This window comes from Tessaracoccus sp. OH4464_COT-324, assembly GCF_003932855.1.
GTDB lineage: Bacteria > Actinomycetota > Actinomycetes > Propionibacteriales > Propionibacteriaceae > Arachnia.
On record NZ_RQYZ01000057.1, the window covers coordinates 1 to 687 of the forward strand.

Annotated in this window: 1 protein-coding gene; it reads left to right on the forward strand. The window is 60.4% G+C overall.

Going from position 1 to position 687, the window contains the following annotated elements:
* A partial coding sequence (locus tag EII42_RS13080) for a hypothetical protein (protein WP_158676515.1) occupies positions 1-505 on the forward strand: 505 nt, incomplete at its 5' end.
* Between the last annotated feature and the right edge of the window lie 182 nt (positions 506-687).

The window sequence follows — 687 nt, forward strand, 5'->3', positions numbered from 1 at the left end:
GCGGGTGAGCCCGGTTTGGTTCAAGAAGTTGAAGCGGGGCCAGACGTTGGATCAGGCTTTTATGCAGGCGTTCGCGGTTTCTGGGTATTCGGTGGTTGGCGGAGACGGGTCCACATCGTCTGCGGAACCGGACGAGGACCTTGAGGTGGAGCCACCAGACATTCCGCTTGAGGAATACGCGGCACTGTTTAGAGCGTTCTCTCAGATGCGGCGGGAGGCGGTGGAGCAGGTGTTGTCCGAGCCCGCGCCGCAGGCTGGGCCGACGGTGGGCCGGTTTGCGGGGGTGACGATCTGGTTGGGCTCGAATGGTCACCCGGAGCGGATCGAGTTTGATGAGGACTGGCTGGATGATGCACAGGTGGGGGCCATTTGTACTGCGGTGGAGCGGGCAGCCAGGGATGCTTTCTCCCGGTATCGGGAGGTTGCAGATGACCGACTCCGCGTGGTCGAACAGTTGGATGAGGGGCACCGGCTGATGATGGCTGGGCTTCGTAGGTTTCTCTAAGGTATAGGAGTTTTTGATGGTGTCTGAGGCTGAGGCTGCTTGGGAGCGGTTGGGTAAGCGTGCTGCTGAGGCGGGGGTCGGGGGGATCCGTGCTGATAGTGATGATCTGGTTGTTGAGGAGGATATTCAGGAGGCGCTGATCAATCCGAAGACTTCGGGTACTCGGGGTGATAAGGGTGGTC